General features: G+C 34.4%; 24 protein-coding genes. 20 read left to right on the top strand and 4 right to left on the bottom strand.

Annotated features, from left to right (window positions below):
• The first annotated feature begins 178 nt into the window (after window positions 1-178).
• The 12 genes from HM990_RS09450 to HM990_RS09395 all read left to right on the top strand — a co-directional run bounded on the left by HM990_RS09450 (window position 179) and on the right by HM990_RS09395 (window position 12,814).
• Complete coding sequence (locus HM990_RS09450) at window positions 179-2,311, top strand: catalase (protein ID WP_178988698.1); 2,133 nt, start codon at window positions 179-181, stop codon at window positions 2,309-2,311.
• Between the two features lie 52 nt (window positions 2,312-2,363).
• On the top strand, window positions 2,364-3,137 hold the full coding sequence (ku, locus tag HM990_RS09445; protein ID WP_178988697.1) for a non-homologous end joining protein Ku: 774 nt from the start codon (window positions 2,364-2,366) through the stop codon (window positions 3,135-3,137).
• 3 nt (window positions 3,138-3,140) lie between these two features.
• Window positions 3,141-5,567, top strand: a complete 2,427-nt coding sequence (ligD, locus tag HM990_RS09440; protein WP_178988696.1) for a DNA ligase D — start codon at window positions 3,141-3,143, stop codon at window positions 5,565-5,567.
• Between the two features lie 17 nt (window positions 5,568-5,584).
• Entirely contained in the window at window positions 5,585-6,160 is a 576-nt protein-coding gene (locus tag HM990_RS09435; RefSeq protein WP_178988695.1) for a DUF421 domain-containing protein, read from the top strand.
• On the top strand, window positions 6,147-6,620 hold the full coding sequence (locus HM990_RS09430) for a hypothetical protein (protein ID WP_178986999.1): 474 nt from the start codon (window positions 6,147-6,149) through the stop codon (window positions 6,618-6,620). Before HM990_RS09435 ends, HM990_RS09430 begins: the two co-directional genes overlap by 14 nt.
• A gap of 399 nt (window positions 6,621-7,019) precedes the next feature.
• Entirely contained in the window at window positions 7,020-8,243 is a 1,224-nt protein-coding gene (locus HM990_RS09425; RefSeq protein ID WP_178988694.1) for a permease, read from the top strand.
• Window positions 8,244-8,308: 65 nt separating this feature from the next.
• Window positions 8,309-8,665 carry a SpoIIAA family protein gene (locus tag HM990_RS09420; protein WP_178988693.1) on the top strand — a complete coding sequence of 119 codons (357 nt, stop codon included), beginning with the start codon at window positions 8,309-8,311 and terminating at the stop codon, window positions 8,663-8,665.
• Window positions 8,666-9,009: 344 nt separating this feature from the next.
• Complete coding sequence (locus HM990_RS09415; protein ID WP_178988692.1) at window positions 9,010-10,335, top strand: MBL fold metallo-hydrolase; 1,326 nt, start codon at window positions 9,010-9,012, stop codon at window positions 10,333-10,335.
• A gap of 24 nt (window positions 10,336-10,359) precedes the next feature.
• Entirely contained in the window at window positions 10,360-10,920 is a 561-nt protein-coding gene (locus HM990_RS09410) for a YeeE/YedE family protein (protein WP_178988691.1), read from the top strand.
• Between the two features lies 1 nt (window position 10,921).
• Window positions 10,922-11,335: a DUF6691 family protein gene (locus tag HM990_RS09405; RefSeq protein ID WP_178988690.1), complete on the top strand. Its 414-nt coding sequence runs from the start codon at window positions 10,922-10,924 to the stop codon at window positions 11,333-11,335.
• Window positions 11,336-11,526: 191 nt separating this feature from the next.
• Entirely contained in the window at window positions 11,527-11,760 is a 234-nt protein-coding gene (locus tag HM990_RS09400; protein WP_178988689.1) for a hypothetical protein, read from the top strand.
• Between the two features lie 181 nt (window positions 11,761-11,941).
• A complete protein-coding gene (locus HM990_RS09395; RefSeq protein WP_178988688.1) occupies window positions 11,942-12,814 on the top strand; it encodes a hypothetical protein in 873 nt (290 codons plus the stop codon).
• Window positions 12,815-12,891: 77 nt separating this feature from the next.
• On the opposite strand, the gene HM990_RS09390 is transcribed toward HM990_RS09395, so the two are convergent.
• The 3 genes from HM990_RS09390 to HM990_RS09380 all read right to left on the bottom strand — a co-directional run bounded on the left by HM990_RS09390 (window position 12,892) and on the right by HM990_RS09380 (window position 16,851).
• Window positions 12,892-13,950, bottom strand: coding sequence for an endonuclease/exonuclease/phosphatase family protein (locus HM990_RS09390; RefSeq protein ID WP_178988687.1), 1,059 nt, complete (start codon window positions 13,948-13,950; stop codon window positions 12,892-12,894).
• A gap of 172 nt (window positions 13,951-14,122) precedes the next feature.
• Complete coding sequence (locus HM990_RS09385; RefSeq protein WP_229719424.1) at window positions 14,123-14,986, bottom strand: mechanosensitive ion channel family protein; 864 nt, start codon at window positions 14,984-14,986, stop codon at window positions 14,123-14,125.
• Window positions 14,987-15,039: 53 nt separating this feature from the next.
• Window positions 15,040-16,851, bottom strand: coding sequence for an SLC13 family permease (locus HM990_RS09380; protein WP_178988685.1), 1,812 nt, complete (start codon window positions 16,849-16,851; stop codon window positions 15,040-15,042).
• 294 nt (window positions 16,852-17,145) lie between these two features.
• Here HM990_RS09380 and HM990_RS09375 point away from each other — a divergent pair, with 294 nt between their 5' ends.
• Window positions 17,146-18,003 (top strand): phospholipase A, encoded by an 858-nt coding sequence (locus HM990_RS09375; protein ID WP_178988684.1) that lies wholly within the window; start codon window positions 17,146-17,148, stop codon window positions 18,001-18,003.
• A gap of 11 nt (window positions 18,004-18,014) precedes the next feature.
• Here HM990_RS09375 and HM990_RS09370 read toward each other — a convergent pair whose 3' ends face one another.
• Window positions 18,015-19,013 carry a metal-dependent hydrolase gene (locus HM990_RS09370; protein ID WP_178988683.1) on the bottom strand — a complete coding sequence of 333 codons (999 nt, stop codon included), beginning with the start codon at window positions 19,011-19,013 and terminating at the stop codon, window positions 18,015-18,017.
• A 108-nt stretch (window positions 19,014-19,121) separates the two neighbouring features.
• Between HM990_RS09370 and HM990_RS09365 the strand changes: the two genes are divergently transcribed.
• The 7 genes from HM990_RS09365 to HM990_RS09335 all read left to right on the top strand — a co-directional run bounded on the left by HM990_RS09365 (window position 19,122) and on the right by HM990_RS09335 (window position 25,065).
• The gene (locus HM990_RS09365; RefSeq protein WP_178988682.1) at window positions 19,122-20,156 is read left to right on the top strand and encodes a c-type heme family protein; all 1,035 of its coding nucleotides are present in this window, start codon (window positions 19,122-19,124) and stop codon (window positions 20,154-20,156) included.
• A gap of 14 nt (window positions 20,157-20,170) precedes the next feature.
• Window positions 20,171-20,464: a thioredoxin gene (gene trxA, locus HM990_RS09360; RefSeq protein ID WP_178988681.1), complete on the top strand. Its 294-nt coding sequence runs from the start codon at window positions 20,171-20,173 to the stop codon at window positions 20,462-20,464.
• 127 nt (window positions 20,465-20,591) lie between these two features.
• Window positions 20,592-20,762 (top strand): hypothetical protein, encoded by a 171-nt coding sequence (locus HM990_RS09355; RefSeq protein WP_178988680.1) that lies wholly within the window; start codon window positions 20,592-20,594, stop codon window positions 20,760-20,762.
• Between the two features lie 598 nt (window positions 20,763-21,360).
• Window positions 21,361-21,990: a DUF2202 domain-containing protein gene (locus tag HM990_RS09350; protein ID WP_178988679.1), complete on the top strand. Its 630-nt coding sequence runs from the start codon at window positions 21,361-21,363 to the stop codon at window positions 21,988-21,990.
• Window positions 21,991-22,130: 140 nt separating this feature from the next.
• Window positions 22,131-22,589, top strand: coding sequence for a DUF4405 domain-containing protein (locus HM990_RS09345; RefSeq protein ID WP_178988678.1), 459 nt, complete (start codon window positions 22,131-22,133; stop codon window positions 22,587-22,589).
• Window positions 22,590-22,613: 24 nt separating this feature from the next.
• Entirely contained in the window at window positions 22,614-23,921 is a 1,308-nt protein-coding gene (locus HM990_RS09340; protein ID WP_178988677.1) for a TolC family protein, read from the top strand.
• A 64-nt stretch (window positions 23,922-23,985) separates the two neighbouring features.
• Window positions 23,986-25,065: an efflux RND transporter periplasmic adaptor subunit gene (locus tag HM990_RS09335; RefSeq protein ID WP_178988676.1), complete on the top strand. Its 1,080-nt coding sequence runs from the start codon at window positions 23,986-23,988 to the stop codon at window positions 25,063-25,065.
• The last annotated feature ends 30 nt before the right edge of the window (window positions 25,066-25,095 follow it).

Below are 25,095 nucleotides of genomic sequence, written 5' to 3'. Positions count from 1 at the left end.
GTAGGGAAATTTAAAAATCCATGTGACTGATCTCATTCATAATTTTAAATTACAAAATGTGTAGAAAATAACAAAGTAAAAGATGGATTCCGATAGGAATAAATGCGGTTGAGTTAATAAAAGTTTAGACTTAACTCTACATTTAAATACTGAAAATCAACTCAAAAATTTTAACATTATGGCTAAAAAACAATCAGAATCCAATCAGAAAAAAGCGGATTTAAAACAATTTGAAAAGGACAGTAATGGTAAGGTGATGACTACCAACCAAGGATTGAAAGTCAATGACACGAATAATTCTCTAAAAGCAGGCGAACGTGGTTCAACCCTTTTGGAAGATTTTTTATTACGGGAAAAAATCACACATTTTGATCACGAGCGTATTCCGGAGCGTATAGTGCACGCTCGAGGAAGTGGTGCTCATGGCTATTTTGAGTTGACCAAAAGCATAAAAAAATATAGTAAAGCTGGTATTTTTACAGATACGAATCGTAAAACACCGGTTTTCGTTCGTTTCTCTACAGTTGCCGGCTCAAAAGGTTCACCAGATTTGGCTCGGGACGTTAGAGGGTTTGCCGTAAAATTTTATACACAAGAAGGCACATGGGATTTAGTGGGAAACAATATGCCTATTTTCTTTATTCAGGATGCTATGAAATTTCCAGATTTAATTCATTCCGTAAAACCAGAACCGAACAAGGAAATTCCACAAGCAGCATCAGCACATGATACCTTCTACGATTTTATCTCAAGAACTACCGAAACACTTCACAATCAGATATGGGTTATGAGCGATCGTGCTATCCCGAGAAGTTTTAGGATGATGGAAGGATTCGGTATTCATACCTTCAGATTAATTAATGATAACAACGAAGCACATTTTGTAAAGTTTCATTGGAAACCAGTTTTAGGGGTTCATTCTGTGACTTGGGATGAAGCGGTTAAAATCAATGGTGCCGATCCTGATTTTCACAGACGTGATTTATGGAATGCGATTGAAGCAGGCCAATATCCGGAATGGGAATTGGGCATTCAAGTTGTACCTGAAGAAGATGAACATAAGTTTGAATTTGATTTACTGGATCCCACTAAATTAATACCTGAAGAAATGGTACCCGTTGAAATCATAGGTAAAATGACCCTTAACCGCAATCCTGAAAATTTCTTTGCGGAAACGGAACAAGTCGCATTCTTGCCAGGCCATATTGTACCTGGCATTGATTTTACAAACGACCCGCTTTTACAAGGTCGTCTTTTCTCATATCGTGATACGCAATTATCGCGCTTAGGCAGTCCAAATTTTCATCAAATCCCAATAAATAGACCAGTCGGCGAAGTGCATAACAATCAACGAGATGGTCATATGCAAATGGATATTCCAAAAGGACAAACGGCGTATTTCCCTAATTCCTTGGGTGGTGGCTGTCCGCATTTGGCTAAAATGGCAGAAGGTGCTTTTACCTCTTATGAAGAGCGTATTGATGCCAAGAAAATAAGAACCCGTAGTGAAAGCTTTAACGATCATTTTTCTCAACCTGCGCTATTCTATAGAAGTTTAGAGGATTGGGAAAAACAACATGTTGCAGATGCCTACACTTTTGAGCTAGGAAAATGCAATCACAAGCATATTAAAGAACGGATGCTTTGGGTCATATCCCAAATCGATAAAAAGTTAGCGAAAAAAGTTGGTGAAGGTTTAGGGCTGGATGTTCCTAAAAGTATTGATAAACCCATAAATCAAGCGATTGGTGCAGATGCTAATACAAAAGAGCAGCAACCACCAAAGGCCAAAAATTACTTAGAAAAAGACAAAGCGCTAAGTCAGGCACATACCAAATTCGATAGTATTGCCACTAGACAAGTTGCAGTACTGGTTGCAGACGGTTTTTCAATGAAGAACTTTAAGAAGATGAAAAATGCGCTTGAAAAAGAAAATGCGATGGTAAAACTAGTGGCACCTCATGGTGGAACCGTTACCTGTGATGAGGATATGAAACATGAAGTAGATGCTGCAATTATGACAACCGAAAGTGTGCTGTTTGATGCTATTTATATTCCAGGAGGACAATCTTCTGTTGACAAATTATTAAACGTACCCAAGTACAAAGTATTTGTTAACGAGACATTTAAATATTGTAAAGCGATTGCCGTAGATAACGAAGGTGAACATTTAATTGATGAAACCTTTGTTAAGGATTACAAGGATGATAAGGCGATAATTATTAACGGAAAGCCAAAAGAATTTATAGATGCTATTGCCAAACATAGAAATTGGGATCGGATGGAGGTCGCTTCAAAAGTACCAGCATAATCTTATTTTTAGATTACATAGTCGAGTTAAGTATAACCTTAAATAATGTCTTATGAGATCAGTATGGAATGGCTCTATTAGTTTTGGGCTTGTATCAATACCTATAAAAATGTATTCCGCTTCAGAGAATAGAGCTCTAGAATTAGATATGCTTGATAGTCATGATGGCGAACGTATTCGCTACAAGCGCATCAACGAGAAAACGGGCAAAGAGGTGGAGTGGAAAGATATTGTAAAAGGGTATAAAAAAGATGATGGCTATGTAATTCTTGAAAAGGAAGATTTTGAGAAGGCAAACGTGAAGAAAAATAAGACTATTGATATTGAAGAGTTTGTAAAGGAGTCAGACGTTGCTGATGTACTTTTCAAAAAACCCTATTATTTAGAACCTCAAAAAGAAGGTGGTAAAGCCTATAATCTGCTTCGAGATGCGTTAAAGAAGACTGGAAAATTAGGCGTAGCAACTTTTGTGATGCGCCAAAAGGAAAACTTGTGTCTGGTTGGTGTCTATAAGAATGTCATTGTACTTCACGTCATAAGGTTTGATGATGAAATACGAAATCCTAAGAATATAGAAGTTCCAAAGACGAAAAATTCTGAAAAGGAAATAGCAATGGCAGAATCCCTTATTGAAAATTATACCGAAAAATTTGATTTCACGAAATACAAGGATGTCTATAATTCGCAGTTATTAAAAATTATAGAAGCCAAAACCACAGGTAAGGAAATTAAATCTGAGAAGGTGGAGGTGAAACCAACCGCTGCAAAAGATTTAATGGCGAAACTGAAGGCTAGTCTGGAACAAAAGAAAAAGAAAGCTTCTTAAACCATGAGCCTTGAAGCCTATAGAAAAAAACGAACATTTAAGGACACGCCAGAACCGAAAGATGTTTACAATTCTGAAAATAAATACAGGTTTGTGATACAAAGGCATCGCGCAAGTCATCTGCATTACGATTTGCGCTTGGAAATGGAAGGTGTTCTTAAAAGTTGGGCGGTACCCAAAGGACCTTCCATGAATCCTAAAGATAAAAGGCTTGCGGTCCATACTGAAGATCATCCGGTATCTTATTTGTCATTTGAAGGTGTCATTCCAAAAGGAAATTATGGTGCTGGCAAAATGACTATTTGGGATGAAGGCACGTACGAAAGCTTATATAATAATGAAGACCTAACAACAGATTATGCAGAGGGAAAATTAAAGCTTGTTCTAAAAGGTAATCAATTAAAAGGTATTTTCACATTGGTGCGTTCTTCATCGATGAATAGAAAAAATCAATGGTTATTAATTAAACACGACGATGCATATGCAACTAATTTAAGCTACGATGCAGAAGACTATGTAGTTGCTAATTTTCAGCCTCAAACTAAAAGTCGTACTTCTGAATTAAATTTAAAATCCATTGTAAAACCGATGTTGGCTTCGCCAGCAAAGGACATATTTAATGACAAAAATTGGATTTACGAATTAAAATACGATGGCTACCGTGCTTTGGCTAACGTAGATTCCGGAGCGGTGGAATTGTATTCTAGAAATGGGATATCCCTCAACGCTTCGTTCAAAATTATTCAAGATGAATTGGAATCTATTGAACATACCGCTATTCTGGATGGTGAAATAGTCATTTTAAATAGTGACGGAATTCCACAATTCAATGCACTACAAAATTATGACCCAACAACTACAAAGGGTCATCTTAATTACTTTGTTTTTGACGTATTATTTCTCAACGGTCATAGCACAACAGATTTGCCACTTTTAGACCGAAAGGAATTGCTTAAAAACTTAGTGCCAGAGTCCAATCATATTACCTACTGCGACCATATTGATGGCATGGGTAAAACGGTCTATGATAGAGCCTTAAAATTAGGAATGGAAGGGGTTATTGCAAAAAAGGCTAATTCTAAATATTATACAAATATTAGAACACCAGATTGGTTGAAATTTAAGAAAATAGAAAGCGTTGAGACTATCATTTGTGGGTATACCGAATCTAAAAATAGTACTCGCAAATTCGCATCTCTAATTTTGGGAATGATAGAAAATGATGAGTTGGTTTATGTGGGTACTTGTGGCTCAGGATTCTCTTCAAAACAAATAAAGCGATTACATCAGAAGTTTGAGCCTTATCAAACCGAAAAGCCAGTATTTAAAATTGCGAAACATCTCAAAGGCAGAAAAGCGCATTGGCTGATACCGAAACTGATTTGCGAAGTAAAATTTGCCGAATGGACCACAAGCGGTGTGATGAGGCATCCTGTATTTTTACACATGCGCGATGACAAATCGGTTCCGGTACAAATTTCAAAGGAACACAAGTCTTTACCGAACAAAAAAGTGCCGTCAAACTCTGAAACCACATTAGAAATTGACGCTATACATGTGCCCATTTCCAATATTGAAAAAGTGTATTGGCCAGATGCCCAATTGACCAAATATGATCTATTGGACTATTATATAAAAATGTCCGATTTTATCCTTCCTTACTTGAAAGATAGACCTCAAAGTCTGCATCGCCATCCCAATGGCATTAAAGGAGAGTCTTTCTACCAAAAGGATAATGAGCATTTACCTGATTGGATTGATACGTTTAAAATCCATTCAAAATCGTCGGAACGTATTATCAACTATTTGCTATGTCAAAATCAGGCTACATTAACCTATATGAATAACTTAGGTTGTATTGAGTTGCATCCTTGGCATTCCACAATTTATCAATTAGATAAACCAGACTATACCATTATCGATTTAGACCCTTCAGAAAAAAATACATTTAAGCAAGTTATTGAAACTGCCCAAGCTGCCAAAGTTGTGTTGGACAGCGCTGATATAAAAGGGTATTGTAAAACTTCAGGTGCCTCAGGAATTCATATTTATATTCCTTTAGGCGGTAAATATACTTACAGTGAAGCTCGGGATTTTACAAAATTACTGTGTTACTATATACAAGAGCAACTGCCAGAATTAACCACATTGGTACGCTCTGTCAAGAAAAGAGGCCCTAAAATTTATCTAGATTATTTGCAGAACCGAAAAGGGCAGACTATAGTATCTGCATTTAGCTTAAGACCCAAACCAGGTGCAAGCGTTTCAACACCTATTGACTGGAAGGATGTGAATACACATCTAAGAATTGAAGATTATACTATTTCAACAGTCCCTGAATTATTCAAAAATAAAGAGGATAGCTTTTTAAATATTTTAGGAGAAGGGATTGATATGGAACAAGCCTTAGAAAATCTTAATCGTGAATAATATAAAAAGAATTCATTATGACATTATTAGCAACAATTAACTCATTCTTAATTTTAAATCAATCTGCAAAAAAAGCCACTAGTGTTTTTGATACGGATTTGCAATCCATACTAATGATTATTTTGTCTAGTATTGGCATTTACACAGCCATAATTGTTTATACTAGACTATTCGGAAAGCGAAGTTTCTCTAAAATGTCGAGTTTCGATTTCGCGATGACCGTAGCCGTAGGTTCAATTACAGCAACTACCATATTGTCTGAAACTGTGAGTTTTCTTGAAGGGGCAATAGGATTATTGATGGTATATATCCTTCAACTTGTAGCAGCCTATTTCCGAAGATTTAGTTGGTTTAGAAAACGAATAGACAATCAGCCCACTTTAGTTATGGAAGGACAACATATTCTTAAAGAAAATTTAAAAGCGGTAAGATTAACCGAAGGTGATTTACGCTCTAAAATTCGTGAAGCGAATGTTACCAAGCTCTCAGAAATAAAAGCGGTAATATTTGAGACCACTGGAAACTTAGTCGTGCTGCACAAACGGGATAATGATGGTATTGATGATTGGCTTTTAAAAGATGTACAAAGGTAGCACAATAAATATGGAATTTATCTATTTAATAATTACTGGAATAGTAGCTGTGTCAATGATGACACTCTTTAGTATAATTTGGGGAAACATAACAAACAATTTATTTAGTGAACCTAAATTACTAACTATAGTTATTAAGAAAACTTATAAGAAAAAAAAATCATTGCGTACTGCTCAATTATTGGGTTGGATTTTTCACTTCCTAATAGGATTTATTTTCTTGGGTTTGTATGAACTTTTATGGAGGGTGCTTGATTGTGAAAAATCAATCTTATTGAGCATTCCGCTGGGTATATTCTCAGGGATTTTGGGAGTTATAGGTTGGATGATTCTTTATAAGCTTATAGATTTTACCGCAAAGTTTAATTACACACATTATTATATTCATTTAATTTTTGCCCACATTGTATTTAGCGTCACTGCAGTTTTTGTATATCTCAGCTTAGAAGCACTTGGTTAAAATCTTAAAAATACCACTTATTAGTTTAGCTTTAAATTTCTAAAATGAAGCTTCCTACAACTTAGACTCTGGTTTTTCTATTTAGACGATTTTTGGCCATCTCTATTATATCTTCATTGAAAGTAGAATTTAAAGTTTTATCTCAACACAGAACTGTAAAATGGGAAGATAAATAAACAAAATGTTTACGTATTAGAGTCAATAAAGATACGTGTTACGGCAATACGAATGCTAATTTATAAGTTTCTTGTTGTAAACTGTCGTCGCTAACGCTTAAATTTTCATCAAATAACGTTAGAAGAACAGGCTATATAACTTTATAGATAACTGTAAAAACGTTGAAGTAAATTAATATGATGATAAGATATTTGTGATAAGTATAATAAATAATCTAACAAAATGAAAGGGTTTTTAGAACAATGGGGAGAAGCAGCCTATACCACGACCGGATTTTTCTGGATGGCACTTTGGGCTTTTATATTGGGTTATATCATCAGTAGTATGATTCAGATTTTTGTTACCGAAAAACGGATGCAAAAAACGATGGGGAAAAATGAATCCAAAAGTGTACTATTAGGAACCTTTTTCGGCTTTATAAGCAGTTCTTGCAGTTTTGCTGCATTAGCGAGTACAAAGTCCTTGTTTAAAAAAGGGGCAAGTTTTGTTTCGTCCATAGCTTTTTTATTAGCCTCTACCAATTTAGTAATTGAGCTAGGTATAATCATATCCATATTTTTAGGTTGGCAGTTCGTCGTTGGGGAATATATTGGTGGACTACTACTCATTCTCATCTGCTGGATTCTTATTCGTATTATAAATCCCAAAAAACTGATAGATAAAGCTCGAAAAAATCTTGAGGGACAGGATGCTGATGAATCTGAAAATTCTAAAGACTGGAAAAAACAAATAATGCATGAAGGTAGCTGGGCAAAAGTTGCCAAAAAATATAAGATGGAATGGCAAATGGTATGGAAAGATGTAACCGTTGGCTTTACCATTGCCGGTATCGTAGCAGTCTTCGTCCCTGATTCATTTTTCCAAACGTTATTTATTAATAGTGGTCAAGGCAAAACGGATTTCACTTTTTTTGAAGTTCTGGAACATATTCTTGTTGGACCAGTTGCTGCTTTTTTGACGTTTATCGGTTCAATGGGAAATATTCCATTGGCAGCATTGCTTTTTGGCAAAGGTGTAAGTTTTGCTGGTGTGATGGCTTTCATTTTTAGTGATTTAGTGGTTTTTCCTGTACTTAGGATTAATGCAAAGTACTATGGATGGAAAATGTCATTGTTTATTTTATTTCTTTTGTTTACGGCATTGATCGGAACAGCCTTGGCCTTACATTATTCTTTCGATTTGTTAAGTATATTACCAGATCCTTCACAGGTAAAGATTCAAGATAAGGATCATTTTAAAATTGATTATACCTTCTATTTAAATATGGCCTTCCTTGCAATTTCTGGGTATCTGATTTACTTGGGATTCTTTAAGAGAAAGGATGTAGCACATTCAATGAGTGAAATGGCACCCAAAAGTCCTTTGCTGGAAAGCATTTTAAAATATACTGCCTTTATCTGTTACGCATGGCTCGCTGGTGGTTTAATAATTAAATTTATAGGTTGACATCAAGTGATGGACTTCCGTTGCTTTTATATAGAATATTTTGATAACTATAAAAACAAAAAATTATGATACAGCTATTAAATACACAAAAAGAGAATTTGATTTCCGCAAAAATCAGCGGTAAAATTTCAAAAAACGATTTAGAAAAAATGCATCCACTTATCCACAATATTATTAACAAAGGAAAAAAGGTGGATTTCTATTTTGAAATGGAAGATTTTAAAGGTTATACCTTAAAAGGATTTTGGGAAGATATTAAAATAGATAGCGCACACATTTCCGATTATGGGAAGATGGATTTTGTAGGTGATAAAAAGTGGCAGGAATTTGTGGCAAATGTTACTGACTTTTTTACAAGTTCAGAGGTTAAATATTTTGACTCAAAGGATAAAGAATTGGCTAAGAAATGGATCTTAAAATAGAAAAAAAGAAATTCAATTTAAACGCTATAAATCCAGATTCGGCCGAAGCATACAGCCACAATGATGATTAAGATTATAAATACGTGATGTTTTTATTGGAACTGATTTGAATATGCGCTTTAGCTATACAATTTTTCCAAAGTCATCGAATAAAGAATACAAATATAACTTACATGGCTAAACCGTTCGTTATTGGTCATTTAGCCTTCTAAGTTTAATTCTTTCTTTAACTCAATTAAAGATCCTATTTTTTTATTTGCATTAGCATCTGTATGAATTGAAGTAATGTATATCGATCATACTATTTAATTTTAAAGAGATAAAATCAAATAAAAATAAGGAACATGAAAATCAAACAATTTGAATACGAGCCTTTATCCCATTTTAGTTATGCTATTATTAGTGAAGGCAAAATGATAGTCATCGATCCCGAACGCAATCCAGAATTCTACTACGAATTTGCTAAAACAAATAACGCTAATATTATTGCGGTAATTGAAACACATCCTCATGCAGATTTTATTAGCTCACATTTGCAAATTCACAAGGAAACTGGAGCCACCATTTATAACAGTGAAAAATTGGGTGCTATTTATCCACACAGCAGCTTTGATGAAGGCGATGTTATCCCATTAGGCAATATTAACTTTACAGCATTAAATACTCCTGGGCATTCTCCTGATAGTATTACTGTGGTGGCACAAGAGGGCAGTAAAACGGCACTATTTACTGGCGATACCCTTTTTGTTGGCGATGTTGGTCGACCAGATTTAAGAAAAGACGGTGGCAATAAAGAACAGAAACAGCAAGAGCTTGCCGAAGCTATGTTTGACAGCATCCATACAAAATTCAAGAACTTACCCGATGATGCCGTTGTATATCCTGCGCATGGTTCGGGTTCGCTTTGCGGTAAAAGCATGGGTGATGCAAGCAGTAGTACTTTAGGTGAGGAGCGCAAACAAAATTGGGCTTTCAAAACCACTTCGAAAAAGGAATTTGTGAAAGAATTAATTGATAGTCAGCCTTTTATTCCTTCGTATTTTGGTTACAATGTTGATGTGAACAAAAAGGGAGCCGAAATACTACGCAAAGCGACGGCAAAAGTGCAGTTTAAAATGGGTAGCAGCCTACGTGGACTAATCGTAGATGTCCGTGAAGAGCGCGAATTTAAAAAAGGTCACCTTAAGGGCAGTATCAATGTGCAAGCAGCGTCTGAAACCGCCAAATTTGAGACTTGGTTGGGTGCTATAATTAAACCTGAAGAACGGTTCAGCATTGTTATTAGCCATCCCAAAGATTTGCACATGATTTTGGAGCGTGTTGCTAAAATTGGTTACGAAAACCAACTTCAAAAGGTTGTCACACTTCCTAATGTGAGACTAAAAGAAACAAGCGCCTTGGCCATTAAGGACTTTAACGAAAACCCAAACGATTACACCATTATTGATGTCCGAAATCACAGTGAGGTAGAGGAGGGTAAGGTATTTGAAAGTGCTATTTCAATGCCCTTAAATACTTTGCGGGACGATGTTGGTAAAATTCCGACCGACAAACCTATTGTGGTACATTGTGCAGGTGGTTACAGAAGTGCTGCAGGAAGTAGTATAATTGAAAAACACTTAAGTTCCAAAGTTTATGACTTGGGCGAGCGTGTAAAGGACTTTAATTAGTTAAGAACTTAATAAACTTCTATTATGAATCTTATTTATGACCCATGGGCATGGTACGTTGGAGGCCCATTAATTGCATTAGTCCTGTTCTTATTATTGTTTGCAGGTAAACAATTTGGTATGTCTTCTAATTTACGTACAGCCTGTGCAGCCGTTGGTGCGGAAAAAGTGGCAGATTATTTCAAATATGACTGGAAATCAAAACGCTGGAATTTAATGGTTGTATTAGGTGCTGCCATAGGTGGTTTTATCGCTTCATATTATATGAGTAATTCTACTGTAGAAATCAATCCTGAAGTAGCGCAGCAACTTGCAGCAGATTATAACATCACCAGTGCAGGTGAACAGTATTTGCCTTCAGAGATTTTTTCGCTGGATGCATTGGGCGAGCCCTTTACTATTTTCATTCTTTTATTGGGCGGTATTTTGGTAGGTTTTGGTGCTCGATATGCAGGTGGTTGCACCTCTGGACACGGTATATCTGGCTTGAGTAATTTACAGCTACCATCTTTAATAGCTGTGATAGGTTTTTTTATAGGTGGATTAGTTATGGTTCATTTATTATACCCTTTAATTTTTGGATAGTATGAGATATGTAACGTATTTATTTATTGGTATTTTGTTCGGTATTATAATGTATAAATCCGAAGCGGCCTCTTGGTTTCGTATTTATGAAATGTTCCAATTTGGGGCTTTCCATATGTATGGTCTTATGGGTTCAGCAGTGCTACTGGGAATTGTTGGCGTAAAGATCATCAAGAAAAAAAACATAGAACCGATTGATGGGGATGAAATGAGTTTAGAACCTAAAAATAAAAGTGTTACCCGTTATTTAGTTGGCGGAATAGTATTTGGATTAGGTTGGGCATTGGCAGGTGTTTGTCCTGGTCCCATGTATGTTCTTGCTGGAGCAGGCTATATCTCAATATTTGTCGTTTTATGTGGTGCATTAATAGGCACGCTTATTTATGGCGTTTTGAGAAAGAAACTACCGCATTAATCTACTCCATAGCGTTGATATTTTGGCTGGTTGAGATTCTTTCCTTTTATATGTATATAACAACTTAAAACGGCTGTCTTACTTGATTAATAATTCAGGTCTTTTTATTTGCATCAAAATCAAATCCTAAAGCGTCAAATGTTCGGTGGGTTTACTGTTATCTTAGGGCAGAACCTTTATAAACAGATATTATGAGCAACGAAAAGAAACATGCCGACTTTCAGCAACCGTACGATAAATCTTCGAATTTTGATAAGGTTACTAAAGAAGAAACATTAAAACCAGATGGTAACGGCAATTTGGTTAAGAAAAAAGATCTTAACGATCTCAAGGATAGCGACAAGAAGAAAATCCATGATGCTATGGACCGTATGCAGCGCAACATTGAAATGATTCCTGGCGAGGGTGAGGACGAGGAGGATTAGAATTTAATCGAATTTGTTTAAATTAAATAGTAACTATTTTTAGGGTTATAATAATTTGGTTTAACCATCGCAGCATATTTAGTACTGACTCTCAATTTTTTTAAAAAATAGTAGGAGGCTAAACGTTTTGCAATGTTTATATTACTATGATATGACGTATAGAATTTCTTAATTTAAGTAAATGAATCAAGATTCTGAAAAATACTATTTGTTTTTTGAAGAATGGCATATGGATCCCAACCAATGGTCTATGTTGATTGATGGAATTGCTGTGCTATTGGCAATTATAGGCGTACTCATAGGGTTTTTTATTTATAGAAAACAGCGGAAAGATAATTCACAAGATGCTTATGATTTTTTTCAATCGTCTTTGCCAGAATTAATAGAATCTATAGAGAAAGCCATAGTTGATCTTAAGGAGTTCAATCGCTCCCTTGATCTGGATAGTTTTTATAATCCTATACTTTCTGCATCATTAAATGATAAGTTCTTAACCAAAATCAATTTAGTACACTTAAATAGGTATTACCATAATTCGAAAAAAGAAAAGCTACCGAACTTTAAACAATTGCTGATTGATTCTAATTTTTTTGGTAATTATCATGCTTATATTTCTAAGGAAATCAATTATTTTCGAACGCACTATCAAGAAAATAAACATGTATATTCCAAATGGCGTTTGTTCCGATCAAGAACATTTTTCTCAGCACTTTCAACGGAAAGCGAACCTATGGCATTAAAGAAAATTTACACGGATTGGGTAACAGATTTGAATCAACAACTATCTGATGATGTCTTTGATACTGAAACTTTACCTTTAGAGAATAGAAGTGAGGAAGTCCACGTGGAAAATCGAATTAAGCTATTGGCACAAGCTGTTTTGCCATTTGTAAAAGAGAGCCAAAGTGCCAACAAAGTGATATATCGTTCGCATAAAATCATTTCTGCCTACAACGAAATGACCGAAATGAAAACCAAAATCAGGAATGTTTTAGAAAAGGACATATTGCGTTTTGAAAAAGCGCTTTCTAATATGCGCATTTTACTGAAATAGAAAGTAGAAGAATTCAACATAATTCGCTCTACTTACATACCATATATATGATGGGATGCAATTAAACATTTATGGTGTCAGTTGTCATTTTCAGAAGCCTTTTCCTTTCCTTCTTCAATCTTTTCATTTACATCCTCTTTTTCTTCACCATTTAACTTTCCTTTGGTTTTGGTTTGTTGTTCTTTTTTGTGGTAAATTTCATAGTACACACCGAAGTGGTCGCTCCCTAAGTGTTTGGTTCTATGCATTTGACCTACGTAAAGATCTTTTGTTATGAAGAGATGATCCAAGGGAAAGCGCATCAATTTATAGTCCGCGTGAAATGTGGCATAAAGCCCTCTTCCCACACGTGGATCTATCATTTTAGTCATTTTTTTGAATAGACGGGTAGTTCTGCTCCATACCACATCATTCATATCGCCACAAACCACACAGGATTTGTCCAAATCTCGTATGTAGGCACCTGTCAGCATAAGTTCGGCATCCTGTTCTTTAGACGTGTCATTCTCGGTAGGACTTGGTGGTGCTGGATGCAGACAGCCAAAGAAAACATCGACCTCGTTGTTTATGGCATAATCAAAATAGATAGAAGGGACATCATCCTCTACCTGAAATTGCTTGGATACATTTTTAAGTTCATTTTTCGAATACAGGTGCATTCCATACAGGTTTTCTAGAGGTACTTTTACCGAAAACGGATAGTTTCTTTCAATAGCACTTAGGGCATTTTCCCAATCTTTATTGCTTTCCATAGTAAGTACAAGATCGGGATCGTTTTCATTTATAATGGCTATCAATTTATCGTATTGGGAATTGGTCTGTAAAACATTGACAGCCAAAATCGAAACCATGCCATCACTTTCATTGGAGTGATCTAATCGCTTGGCTAATTTGGTATAGGGTATTACTTTGGCCAATTGATATACCATGGCAATCAAAAGTCCTGCTATTAAAATATATTGGAACCAGTGGTATTGGTCTTCAAAAACAAATAAGAGGATTAATAAGATGATTTCAATTGCTATAGATTGTAATCTCACAAAATCCGCAGTCCTGAAAAACCAATGTGTAAGTCCTGTAGCTGGTAAAAACGGTGTGATGATAAATATTACACTTATTATATAAACGACAATCATATGTATAAAATTAACTATTTAGGTTGAAATATGATCATTTTTTTAAATGAAATCATAAATAAAGAAGAAGGCATATCATTTCATTTTAGCCTTTTTCATTAAACTCAATTAGGCTTTGTTTTATCTAATTGTTGAGCTTTATTAATCGCTAAACACTTAAGTAAAAACCTTATTATTCCGATTTTCGCTCATTAAATATGGCGTTCATATTACCCAACTGTTCTTCAGAAACATTAAGCGTTCTAATTGGAAATGGGATTTCAATATTGTTTTCGTTAAATAAGTCATTGATCAATAAAATCGCCTTATCCTGAGCGGCATACATCTGACCTTTTTTTACAAAGTCAATCCAAAATCTCAGAATAAAATCTATGGAACTGTCATTAAACTTAGTGTAATAAAATTCAATCTTTTCGTTGTCTTTTTGAGGAAATGCTTTCTTTACTTTTTCCATGACCATTTTCTTTACACTATGTAATTCCGTACCATAAGCAACGCCACAAGACACGGTAATTCTTCCGCGATCAATCAACGAGTAATTGATAAAAGGTTCTTCAATGAATTTTGAATTTGGCATGACCACAAATTGCCCATCTGGTCGTTTTAATACTAAATTCCGCATACTTATTTCATGAATATATCCACCATGATCATTAGTCTCTACATAGTCTCCGATTTGAAGACGTGGTAAAAACGATAGCATAACGCCCGAAAACGTATTGGACAAAGTGCTCTGCAATGCCAAACCAATGGCCAACGCCACAACACCAGCTCCTGCGAGGATCGAGGTTAAGGCTTTGTCTAAATTCAGTACTCCCAAGGCTATGAAAAAACCGCCCAATACAATAATGATCTTGAGGGCTTTTGCCAAAAGCCGTCGTACCGATTGATTTTGCATACGTCGACGTAAAATTTTAAGTAATAAATTACCTAAAAACCGTGCGAGTAAAAAACTACAGATAATTACGACAATAGCAATGGCTACGTTAGGAAGCTTTAAAAGAATAGCTTCCCACCAACCGTTTAATTTATCCATAAGTTTTGGAACGATGTCTTGGGTTTTAGAATTTTGAATAAGGATTATCATAATTATAATTGCATTGATAAAAGTAGTGTTCCCACAATCCAAAGTGTTAAGGATAAAACACCACCTATAATTAAAAAATGTTTGAATTTATATGCACCTGTACCATAAATAAGCGTATTGGTTTGGTAGCCAACAGGCGTGAAAAAACTAAAATTAGCACCAAACATTACCGTCAATAAAAAGGGTTTAATATCTAAGCTTAAGCCGCTAGCAATAGCTATTGCGATTGGTGCCATGATAATTGCTGTGGCATTATTCGAAATGACTCCAGATAAAATCATGGTAATCCCAAAGAGCAAACCTAATACGATGAGTGGTGGTTGGCCGTCCATAACAGCTAGCAGATTGTTCGATATCCAAGTATCGGCTCCGCTATTGGTCATCGCAATTCCAAGTGGAATCATCCCAGCCAATAAAAAGATAATCTGCCAGTTGACCTTTTGGTAAACACCTTCTAGTTGAATGATATTCGTTAGGAGCATAGCGCCAACGCCTACTAAGGAAGCCGATAATATACTTAGCAAACTCGTTGCTGCCAACGTAATCACAATCAACAAAATCAGTAATGCCAAGAGGCGTTTGGAATTTGGAACATTGGGTTTAAATTCATGTTCGTTTAGTATAGCGATATTTTCAATTTCATATAATTCTGAAATTTTATGCTCTTGCATTTCAAGTAAGACGCGATCACCTGGTTTAAGATTAATATCCTTTATATTTTTTCTCAGTAAGCGTTCTCTTGTGTTCCTTAGATTTTTTCGTTTTTTTATCGCAATAGGAAATGCACCCTGAAACGAAATTCGACGTAAAGCTTTTAATGTTTTACCAATAAGATTAGAACCAGGAAGAATAAGAACTTCGATATAACTCATATCGCTTTTTGGTTCTTCGATACCATCGCCATAATTCTCTTTCTGATGGTTTTGTCTTTTTTCATTGAGTACAAAACCATTTTTTTTAATTAAGGATTGCAGATTGTCTATATTGCTCATAACCACCAGATTGTCCCTGGCTATTAGTTTGATGTATTTTCCTGGATCATTGATAACCTGCTTGTCCCTTATTAATTTCAAAACTTTGGTTTCATTATCATCCAAAAAATGAATAGATCCAAACGTTTTACCGATTAAAGGTGAATCGGAAGTTACTTTTATCGTGAATACATAAGATTCAAGATCGTAATCTTTTCTTAAGTCACTTTGTTTGCTTTTCGGTAAAAACCTTGAAGCGATGCTCATGATTACAAGTCCAATTACAAAGAATATGATTCCGAAAACGGAAAACTCAAAAAAGCTGAACGCTTCTACACCATGTTTTTTAGCAATGGAATTCACGATAAGATTGGTAGACGTTCCCATTAAGGTGCAGCTACCTCCTAAAATACCGGCAAAAGAAATCGGCATTAATAATCGGGACGATGAGAAACCGTATTTTTCAGATAATTGTGTGATGATTTTAATAAAAATAATGACGACTGCTGTTGTACTGATAAATGCCGAAATGCTCGCGGATATAATCATAAATGCAGGCGTAAGCAGAATAAGCGGCAAAATCTTCAGTTTCTTTATACCATCGGAAAGCAATTGAATCACACCATTTTCCTCAAGTCCAACGGCGAGTATCATTAACGCTAAAATGGTAATTGTAGCAGAATTGGCAAAACCACTAATGGCTTCTTCTGGCGTTGTTAATTGTAATAATACCAAAGCCACTATAATGAAAAATGCAATTTTATCTACAGGAAATAATTCCGTAATAAAGAGCAAGATGCTAATTCCGATGATAATGAAAACCAGTATAATAGGTAATTCCATAATAGCGACGCCTTAATTTGAAAATCAATCTTAAAATAATCATCTTTTTATTAAAAACATCTAATTTTGATTTAAAATTGATTTTTAAAGATAAATGCCTAGTGAAGGACATAGGTAGCATTATTTGTAATAGTTTTAACTCATTTGCATTGAGATTTTATGAAATTGATAGTTCGCATAATTTTTAATTCATCTTTTAAAGATACTTTCAATGGTATTTGCGTTAAGCATTTCGTTTTCAGGTCTTTATTTTTGCAATAGAAAATTGAAATGCATTAGACTCATAATCAACACATGAAACAAATTTTTGATACTCAGCGCCTCATTAAAGGGTTTGGCTTTATAATTATCTTTTTTATATGCCTAAACTGTAATTCCCAAGCTTATTCCAAACAAGAATTAAATGATTCTATAGCTAAGCTACCTTATTTTTCAATTCATAAGGACAATTATTTTATTACAGGAGTTCCGACCAATAAAACCATCAATAGAAGCACGTCAGATGCTAAATATCAAATCAGTTTTAAGCAAATATTGACCCGAAGTAAATTGCCTTGGGATACCTATTTGTTTTTAACCTATACTCAAAAATCGTTCTGGAATATCTACAAAGAATCCTTTCCGTTTAGTGATATAAATTTTAATCCTTCTATTGCTGTAGGAAAAGCTTTTTATGATAAAGACAAGAAGTTAAAAGGTATTGGAACGTTATCTTTTGAACACGAATCCAACGGAAGGGATAGTATTGCTTCCAGAAGCTGGAATAGAATAAGCCTGGAATATGCAACAAAAGTCGCTAATAACACGATCGGTAGATTTAAGGTATGGGTACCTTTAACATACAAAGAAGGCAATCCGGATTTACTGGAATATGTAGGTTTAGGACAGATTAACCTGTCTCATATCATAAAAAAAGACAAACTGTTTTTTGATTTACGCTTTAGAAAAGGCTTAAACTTAGACCCAAAAGGCTCTGTTCGCACGCGTGTTTATTTCAATCCATTTGGCAATAATATTTCCAACCAATACCTCATGCTAGAATGGTTTGTAGGCCAGGCTGAAGGCTTATTGAATTATCAACAATCCCAAAGCATGATACGGATTGGCTATGTCATAAGAACGAATGAATTTAAATGGTTAAGAGGCAAGTAGATTGAAGCTGGTCAGTTTCCCTTTAGGCGTTTCCATAGACTCGATATCAGTTTTTTACCGTCGCGCTGGTTTTTTTCTTGTTCGGTAAATATGACATGGCCAGAGTCATCAACTTCAATTTCATATTTAAATACAAAGTCTTGGGAATTGGGTTCTAAATTCAATAATCCAAAACGTAAATCGTTATAGTACAATTTATCGTCTGTTTTGGTTATGGTAAACCAACCTTCTGAAATTTTAATCATACGTTTTACGTTCTCATTTTCAATGAGACTTCCCAGTAACTCATGATTTTTAGGATACCTCTCAAAGCTAATTTCTTTACTATCAAAAAATGAATAAGTGCCTAATAAATAGGCGCTTTTAGTTTCCACATTTGCATTCCATAAAATAGTGTTAAGCGGCGAAGGTCTGGTGTCCAATTCGTTGTATGCTATATTTTGATTTAGTAATGCGTCTTCAAATTGAGATGAAGCAACGTTTTTCAAAATAAAAGTCAGTCCTAAATATAGAGTACTTACTGTTAGACCTAAATTATTATAAAATCGTCTTTTTTTCGAAGATCGTTTTTGAAATAGTGTCAAAATCAGGCACACTAAAAAAGGTAATGTGTATAAGGGGTCAACAACGAAAATAGTTTTAAATGCCAGTCTTAAATCCAAAGGCCAAAATAGTTGTGTTCCCCAAGTGGTGTGTGCATCTAAAATGGGATGTGTTAAAAAAGCCCAGAAAAATAGCCAAGACCAACCTTTAAAATCCTTATAGGTTTCGTAGCGTGAAACGAGCCACCCAAAGATAGGAGCGAAGAGTACAGAAAATACAATGGAATGCGTAAAGCCACGATGAATCGCCAAAGCCGAAACGGTGTCTGTAAAATGAGATGCAAAGACATCCAAATCTGGAATGGTACCAGCAATAGCACCATATAAAATGGCTTTGTTACCAACTTTTTTGCCTAAAACTGCTTCGCCAACGGCTGCGCCTAAAACGATTTGTGTGAGTGAATCCATATTTGGTAGTAAAAATACGTTTTTCTTTGATGTTCACCATTGTGGATTGTAACATAAGTTACGTAACAAAAACCTAAATGGTTGTACTTTTATTCAAATATATTTGAGATGAAAAAAGGTATAGGATTGCTCGTTTTAGTGATGATTTTAATGAGTTGTAATTCCGGCAAAAAAAACAATGATGCTTATAGTTCTGTAGATAAATCTTCTAAAGCATCTAACCATCCAGGAAAAAAGTTAATGGAAACCAATTGTTACATCTGTCATAGTCCAACGGCTACTGAGGATATTAGAATTGGTCCTCCTATGATTGCTATTAAAAAGCATTATAAAAATGATAATACTACAAAAGAAGAATTTATAGCATCTATGCAAGCATGGATTAAAAACCCAAATGAAGAAGACGCGAGAATGTTTGGAGCTGTAAAACGATTTGGAGTGATGCCGAAACAAGCCTTTCCTGAGGAAACCATTGCCCAAATTTCTGAGTATATGTACGATTTCGAAATTGAACAACCTGAATGGTTTGAAGCACATTTTAATAAAGAGAGAGGTAATGGTCAAGGTATGGGAAATGGGAAAGAAAAGGGAAAAGGAAATAGAATGGGTAATGGAAAAAGAATGCAAAACCAGCAAGCCCAAACTAATTTGCAGGATTTACCATATGGAGAACGTGGTCTAAAGTATGCACTAACGACAAAAGCTGTTTTAGGCAAAAACTTAATGGAAACGATTCAAAAGAAAGGAACTTTAGAAGCCTTGGCATTTTGTAATGAGCGTGCTTATCCTTTAACCGATAGTATGGCTGTTGTGCATAATGCTACTATCAAACGTGTATCGGATAAGCCGAGAAACCCGAATAATAAAGCAAATACAGAAGAATTAGAGTATATAAAAACCTTTAAAAAAGTGGTGGCAAATAGTGAAGAAGCAACTCCGATCGTAAAAGAAACGGATGATAACGTAAGGGTATATTACCCGATTACGACGAATACCATGTGTCTTCAATGCCACGGAAAACCAAATGAAACTTTGGAAAATTCTACATTAGCAAAAATAAGGAGTTTATATCCTATGGATAAAGCCATTGGCTATGATGTTAATGAAGTAAGAGGTATTTGGAGTATCACTTTCGATAAATAAAAATTAAGTCAGGTATGAGTAAATTTTCAGAATTAATAAACCAAGATGAACCCGTTTTAGTGGATTTTTTTGCAGACTGGTGTGGGCCGTGCAAAATGTTAGCTCCAATTTTAAAACAAGTGAAGGATAGTTTGGGTGAACGTGTGTCTATTATAAAAATAGATGTGGATAAAAATCAAGCATTAGCGTCAAAATATCAAGTAAGAGGAGTACCAACCATGTTGTTGTTTAAAAATGGCAAACAAGTATGGAGGCAGTCTGGCGTTCTTCAAAAAGAAGAGCTTATAAATATTATAAACAATGCTTAAAAATGGTCTAATCATTCAGGCATTTAGAAAAATTAATAGGAATATTTTTGTAATTACTGACAAATGTCATCTTTCTAAAAAATTATAGTTCTTAATTTTACCCTATCAAAACTAAATCAACCTAAATATGATTAATTCATTAATAGCATTATATAGTTGGACCAATGGCGTGGTAATGATTGTGATTTTCGCATTGGTTTGTATTACATTGGTAGGCATACTAATTAATTTTATGTCTAAAGGTAAAAGCACGGAAGAGTCTAACAAACTTAATGAAGACAATAACACAGAGTATTAATTAAAACTTAATTATATATTTGAAAAGAGGGTAGTCAATAATTAACTACCCTCTTTTTTTGTAATAGGTCTAAAATTTAAATGGTAAAAATGCTGAAAAATTTCTGCCAGGATACATAATGGGTTTTCTTCCAAAATCAGCTTGATTTTAGTTTTGTTTTAAAATGTAATATGAATAAGCCATTCAAAACTAATTTTGTTATGTTTCTAACTTGTTCTGGTAACAAAAGTTACAATGGCTTTCGTTGAAAATAAACATCTTTACAGTAAGTCTTTAATCAGTTTATTCGGAATTTTGAAGTGATTAATATCATTTCAAAAACTTGTTTAATAACCTAATTTCAAAATATTAAAGATTTAAAATGATGAATCTGATCATTCAGTTTTTCAAGTTCATTTATTTGAGTATAAAAATAATGCTTGTTGTTGCTGGAGGACATGGAGGCTCGAGAAAAGTAAACTGATGTGGTTGTCAGTTTTTGGTTGGTTAGTGAAAAGGCATTTATAAGTATTTATAAGTGCCTTTTTTATGTAACATAAGTTACTGATAGTCTTCTATTTATTGTCTAAATTTATTAATAAATCTAAATTTTAAGAAAATGAAAAAGCCAGTAGTGTTCCGCGTCATACCTATATTAATTTTAGTCTTTTCAGTCGTCATTTTTTCCTCTTGCAGCGATGATAATGACGATTTTAATGTTGACCCAACAAACCAAACTCTATTAGAAGATGATAAAGCTGCTTTGTTATTTATGCTCGAAGAAGAAAAATTAGCCAGAGATACTTATACCTATTTAAATGATTTATGGTCTATAAATCAGTTTGCCAATATTAAAAACAGTGAGCAAGCACATATGAATTTAGTCGAAAATTTATTGATTCAGAACAATATCGAATATGCCATACAGCCCATTGGCGAATTTGAAAACCAAAACCTTCAAAATCTATATGATCAATTTGAAATCGATGGCGCTTTTAGTGTGGCTAGTGCTTTGGAAATAGGAGCAACAATAGAAGATTTAGATATCAAAGATTTACAAGAATATTTAGATGCTAGTGAAAATGAGGATTTAATTGCTGTATTTGAAAACCTACAGTGTGGTTCTAGAAATCATTTACGAAGCTTTATTAATGGCATTGAAAATAGTGGCAACACTTATGCACCTCAGTTTCTTTCTCAAGAAGAATTCGATTTAATTATTACCGGTGATCAAGAACAATGTAATTAAACCGTGATTAAAATATTTCTGAAGCGCTCTTTTTTTTGTGGTTTTTTTAGGCTTATTCTTATAAATTATCTGATGAATATCATTGTAGCATTTTTGTATTGTAAATACCTTTAATTACAAGTCAAAAACGTGTTTATACAATGAAAAAGTCTGTCAAAGCAAAACGGAAATCCTTCTGGAATTTTATACTAAATGCAACCATGACATTATTTATGTCTGCAATTGTTGGTATTGGTTTTCTAATGAAGTATACACTTTTATCCGGTCAGGATCGAAAGGAAGTTTATGGAAAAAACGTAGAACTTTATTTTTTAGGATTAGATAGACATCAATGGGGAACGGTTCATCTTGTATTGAGTTTTATTTTGGTTGGTTTATTGGTATTACATATTCTTTTGCACTGGAAAGTCGTTGTCGCCGTTTATCAAAAAATTATAAAAGTGAAATTGACTAAAAGAATTATAGCAGTTGGTTTTGCAATCCTATGTGCTTTATTAATTCTCATTCCATTATTTCTAAAACCTGAAATTAGAATAGCTAATCATAAAAACGAACGCCAAGTAACATTGGTTACAAACATCACTTCAACTTTCAACTAAGTTTGCACCATAAATTGAAAATTAATGAAAAAGCATATTTATATAACATTAGGATTTTTGGCTTTTGTATTTGTTGTGAAAGCACAAGAACTTGTTCCAATATCTAAAATAGAAGTACAAACTAAGGTTACTGAGAAAAATACAAGCCTTAAAATTTCAGAAGAAGAATTCAATCAAGCCAGAGCAGATTACAGGCAAACCAATGCGGTATTCCTGCCAAACATCACAGCAAGTCATACTGCTATAGCAACTACAAATCCATTGATGGCGTTTGGGTCTAAATTGAACCAGGAGATTTTAACGCAAAATGATTTCAATCCTGCATTATTAAACGATCCTTCGCAGATTGAAAATTACGCAACAAAGTTTGAAATTCAACAACCATTACTCAATTTTGATGGCATGTACCAACGTAAGGCTGCCAAATCTAAAATGGAAGCCATGTCTTTAAAGACCGAACGCACTCAAGATTATTTAGCGTTTGAAGTTGACAAAGCCTATATGCAATTACAATTGGCGTATAAAGCTGTTGATGTTTTAGAAACAGCATTAGAAGCAGCCAATGCCAATAAAAGATTAGCAGATAATAGTTTCAAACAAGGGTATTTGCAACGTGCCGACGTGTTGAATGTTGAAGTGCGCGTTACTGAAGTTCAAAATCAATTACAAACCGCAAAAAGTAATGTGCAAAATGCCTCTAATTATCTATCATTTTTAATGAATGATGAAAAGTACGTGATCTACACACCAACAGATGAATTAACGGTTTCAACTTTTGAAATGGAAGACAAAACAATTTCAGAAAACCGATCAGATATTAAAGCGATGGAATTAGCATCCAATGCCTATAAAGCCATGAATAAAGCTGATAAAATGACATTCTTACCTCGATTGAACGCTTTCGGTAGTTATGAGTTGTATGATGATCAAATTTTTCAAGCTGATGCCAATGGGTATTTATTTGGCGCACAATTAAGTTGGGATATTTTTCAAGGCTCTAAACGTTTTGGAAAAGCGCAAAAAAGTAAAGCTGAATATGAACAATCGAAATTAGAATACAAACAATACGTTTCGCAAAGCAATTTAGAATTAAACAAAGCAAAACGTGCTTTTATTGATGCTGAAAACAAACTAAAGTTAAATTCATTAGCCTTAGAACAATCTGAAGAATCACTAAGAATAAGAACGAATAGATTTAAGGAAGGATTGGAAAAAACATCCGATTTGTTAATTGCTGAAACGCAATACGCACAAAAGCAATTAGAATATTACCAAACCATTTTTGAATACAATTACGCACAAGCATATTTACAGTTTTTAACAAAAGAATAAAAAGAGAAACAAGATAAATGAACCAAGAGTAAAGACTAATAATCTAACTAAAAAAAGACATAAAATGAATAAAAAAATATATACCATAGTAGCATTTTCTTTAGCCTTGTTATTTACGAGTTGCGGAGGCGAAGACAAAAACGCCGTTGAAGATAATTCACCAGCAATTACAGTAAAAACGAGTCAGGTGGAAACCAATACTAACAGTCCGTTTTTGGCTGTAAGCGGAAAAATTCAGGCTGTGAATAGTGCGGATTTAAGTACGAGAATGATGGGTTATGTTAATAAAGTGCATGTTAATGTTGGAGACAAAGTACGTAAAGGTCAATTATTGGTTTCTATTAATAATGCTGATTTACAAGCCAAACGCGCACAAGTAAATGCAGGAATTAATGAAGCAACAGCTGCTTTTAACAATGCACAAAAAGATTATAATCGTTTCAAAAATTTATTTGCTGAGAATAGTGCCTCTCAAAAAGAAATGGATGATATGACGGCTAATTTTGAAATGGCAAAAGCACGATTGGAATCGGCAAATCAAATGAAAAACGAAATTAACGCACAATTCACTTATAGTAATATTACGGCACCATTTAGCGGAACCATTACAAGTAAAAATGTAGAGGCGGGAAATATGGCAAATCCAGGAGAGCCATTAATTAGTATGGAGACACCAGAAAATTTTGAAGTGATGGCAATGGTACCTGAATCTGAAATTTCTGAAATTGAAAGAGGTTCTACGGTTGATGTTTTAGTAAAATCTATTAATCAAACTTTAAAAGGAAAAGTAGCTGAAGTAAGTACATCTGCAAAAAATACAGGTGGACAATATTTAGTAAAAATCGATTTAGACAAAACAGAGGCTAACATCTTATCAGGAATGTTTACAACAGTTCAATTTCCTGTGGAAAGAAAAGCAAAATCGGAAATGGTTTTAATTCCAAGTGAAGCGATTGTTACCAACGGTCAATTATCTGGAGTTTATACGGTAAGTCAGAGTAACACAGCTTTATTGCGTTGGTTACGTTTAGGTAGAACGTTTGGCGACCAAGTAGAAGTTTTATCTGGTTTAAATACAGATGAAGCTTATATCGTTTCTGCTGAAGGAAAACTTTACAATGGAGCTAAAATCAGTGTGCAGTAAACAGTATTCAGTAAACAGTCGCAGTCATCA

Source organism: Winogradskyella schleiferi (genome assembly GCF_013394655.1).
Lineage (GTDB): Bacteria > Bacteroidota > Bacteroidia > Flavobacteriales > Flavobacteriaceae > Winogradskyella > Winogradskyella schleiferi.
The sequence above is the reverse complement of the archived record's forward strand: the minus strand, read 5'-3'. Positions and strand labels throughout refer to the sequence as shown.

What these genes read in the sequence shown, in the direction of transcription:
- HM990_RS09450 (WP_178988698.1), top strand. Translation starts at nt 179, where the DNA reads ATGGCTAAAAAACAATCAGAATCCAATCAGAAAAAAGCGGATTTAAAA.
- ku (WP_178988697.1), top strand. Translation starts at nt 2,364, where the DNA reads ATGAGATCAGTATGGAATGGCTCTATTAGTTTTGGGCTTGTATCAATA.
- ligD (WP_178988696.1), top strand. Translation starts at nt 3,141, where the DNA reads ATGAGCCTTGAAGCCTATAGAAAAAAACGAACATTTAAGGACACGCCA.
- HM990_RS09435 (WP_178988695.1), top strand. Translation starts at nt 5,585, where the DNA reads ATGACATTATTAGCAACAATTAACTCATTCTTAATTTTAAATCAATCT.
- HM990_RS09430 (WP_178986999.1), top strand. Translation starts at nt 6,147, where the DNA reads ATGTACAAAGGTAGCACAATAAATATGGAATTTATCTATTTAATAATT.
- HM990_RS09425 (WP_178988694.1), top strand. Translation starts at nt 7,020, where the DNA reads ATGAAAGGGTTTTTAGAACAATGGGGAGAAGCAGCCTATACCACGACC.
- HM990_RS09420 (WP_178988693.1), top strand. Translation starts at nt 8,309, where the DNA reads ATGATACAGCTATTAAATACACAAAAAGAGAATTTGATTTCCGCAAAA.
- HM990_RS09415 (WP_178988692.1), top strand. Translation starts at nt 9,010, where the DNA reads ATGAAAATCAAACAATTTGAATACGAGCCTTTATCCCATTTTAGTTAT.
- HM990_RS09410 (WP_178988691.1), top strand. Translation starts at nt 10,360, where the DNA reads ATGAATCTTATTTATGACCCATGGGCATGGTACGTTGGAGGCCCATTA.
- HM990_RS09405 (WP_178988690.1), top strand. Translation starts at nt 10,922, where the DNA reads ATGAGATATGTAACGTATTTATTTATTGGTATTTTGTTCGGTATTATA.
- HM990_RS09400 (WP_178988689.1), top strand. Translation starts at nt 11,527, where the DNA reads ATGAGCAACGAAAAGAAACATGCCGACTTTCAGCAACCGTACGATAAA.
- HM990_RS09395 (WP_178988688.1), top strand. Translation starts at nt 11,942, where the DNA reads ATGAATCAAGATTCTGAAAAATACTATTTGTTTTTTGAAGAATGGCAT.
- HM990_RS09390 (WP_178988687.1), bottom strand. Translation starts at nt 13,950, where the DNA reads ATGATTGTCGTTTATATAATAAGTGTAATATTTATCATCACACCGTTT.
- HM990_RS09385 (WP_229719424.1), bottom strand. Translation starts at nt 14,986, where the DNA reads ATGGATAAATTAAACGGTTGGTGGGAAGCTATTCTTTTAAAGCTTCCT.
- HM990_RS09380 (WP_178988685.1), bottom strand. Translation starts at nt 16,851, where the DNA reads ATGGAATTACCTATTATACTGGTTTTCATTATCATCGGAATTAGCATC.
- HM990_RS09375 (WP_178988684.1), top strand. Translation starts at nt 17,146, where the DNA reads ATGAAACAAATTTTTGATACTCAGCGCCTCATTAAAGGGTTTGGCTTT.
- HM990_RS09370 (WP_178988683.1), bottom strand. Translation starts at nt 19,013, where the DNA reads ATGGATTCACTCACACAAATCGTTTTAGGCGCAGCCGTTGGCGAAGCA.
- HM990_RS09365 (WP_178988682.1), top strand. Translation starts at nt 19,122, where the DNA reads ATGAAAAAAGGTATAGGATTGCTCGTTTTAGTGATGATTTTAATGAGT.
- trxA (WP_178988681.1), top strand. Translation starts at nt 20,171, where the DNA reads ATGAGTAAATTTTCAGAATTAATAAACCAAGATGAACCCGTTTTAGTG.
- HM990_RS09355 (WP_178988680.1), top strand. Translation starts at nt 20,592, where the DNA reads ATGATTAATTCATTAATAGCATTATATAGTTGGACCAATGGCGTGGTA.
- HM990_RS09350 (WP_178988679.1), top strand. Translation starts at nt 21,361, where the DNA reads ATGAAAAAGCCAGTAGTGTTCCGCGTCATACCTATATTAATTTTAGTC.
- HM990_RS09345 (WP_178988678.1), top strand. Translation starts at nt 22,131, where the DNA reads ATGAAAAAGTCTGTCAAAGCAAAACGGAAATCCTTCTGGAATTTTATA.
- HM990_RS09340 (WP_178988677.1), top strand. Translation starts at nt 22,614, where the DNA reads ATGAAAAAGCATATTTATATAACATTAGGATTTTTGGCTTTTGTATTT.
- HM990_RS09335 (WP_178988676.1), top strand. Translation starts at nt 23,986, where the DNA reads ATGAATAAAAAAATATATACCATAGTAGCATTTTCTTTAGCCTTGTTA.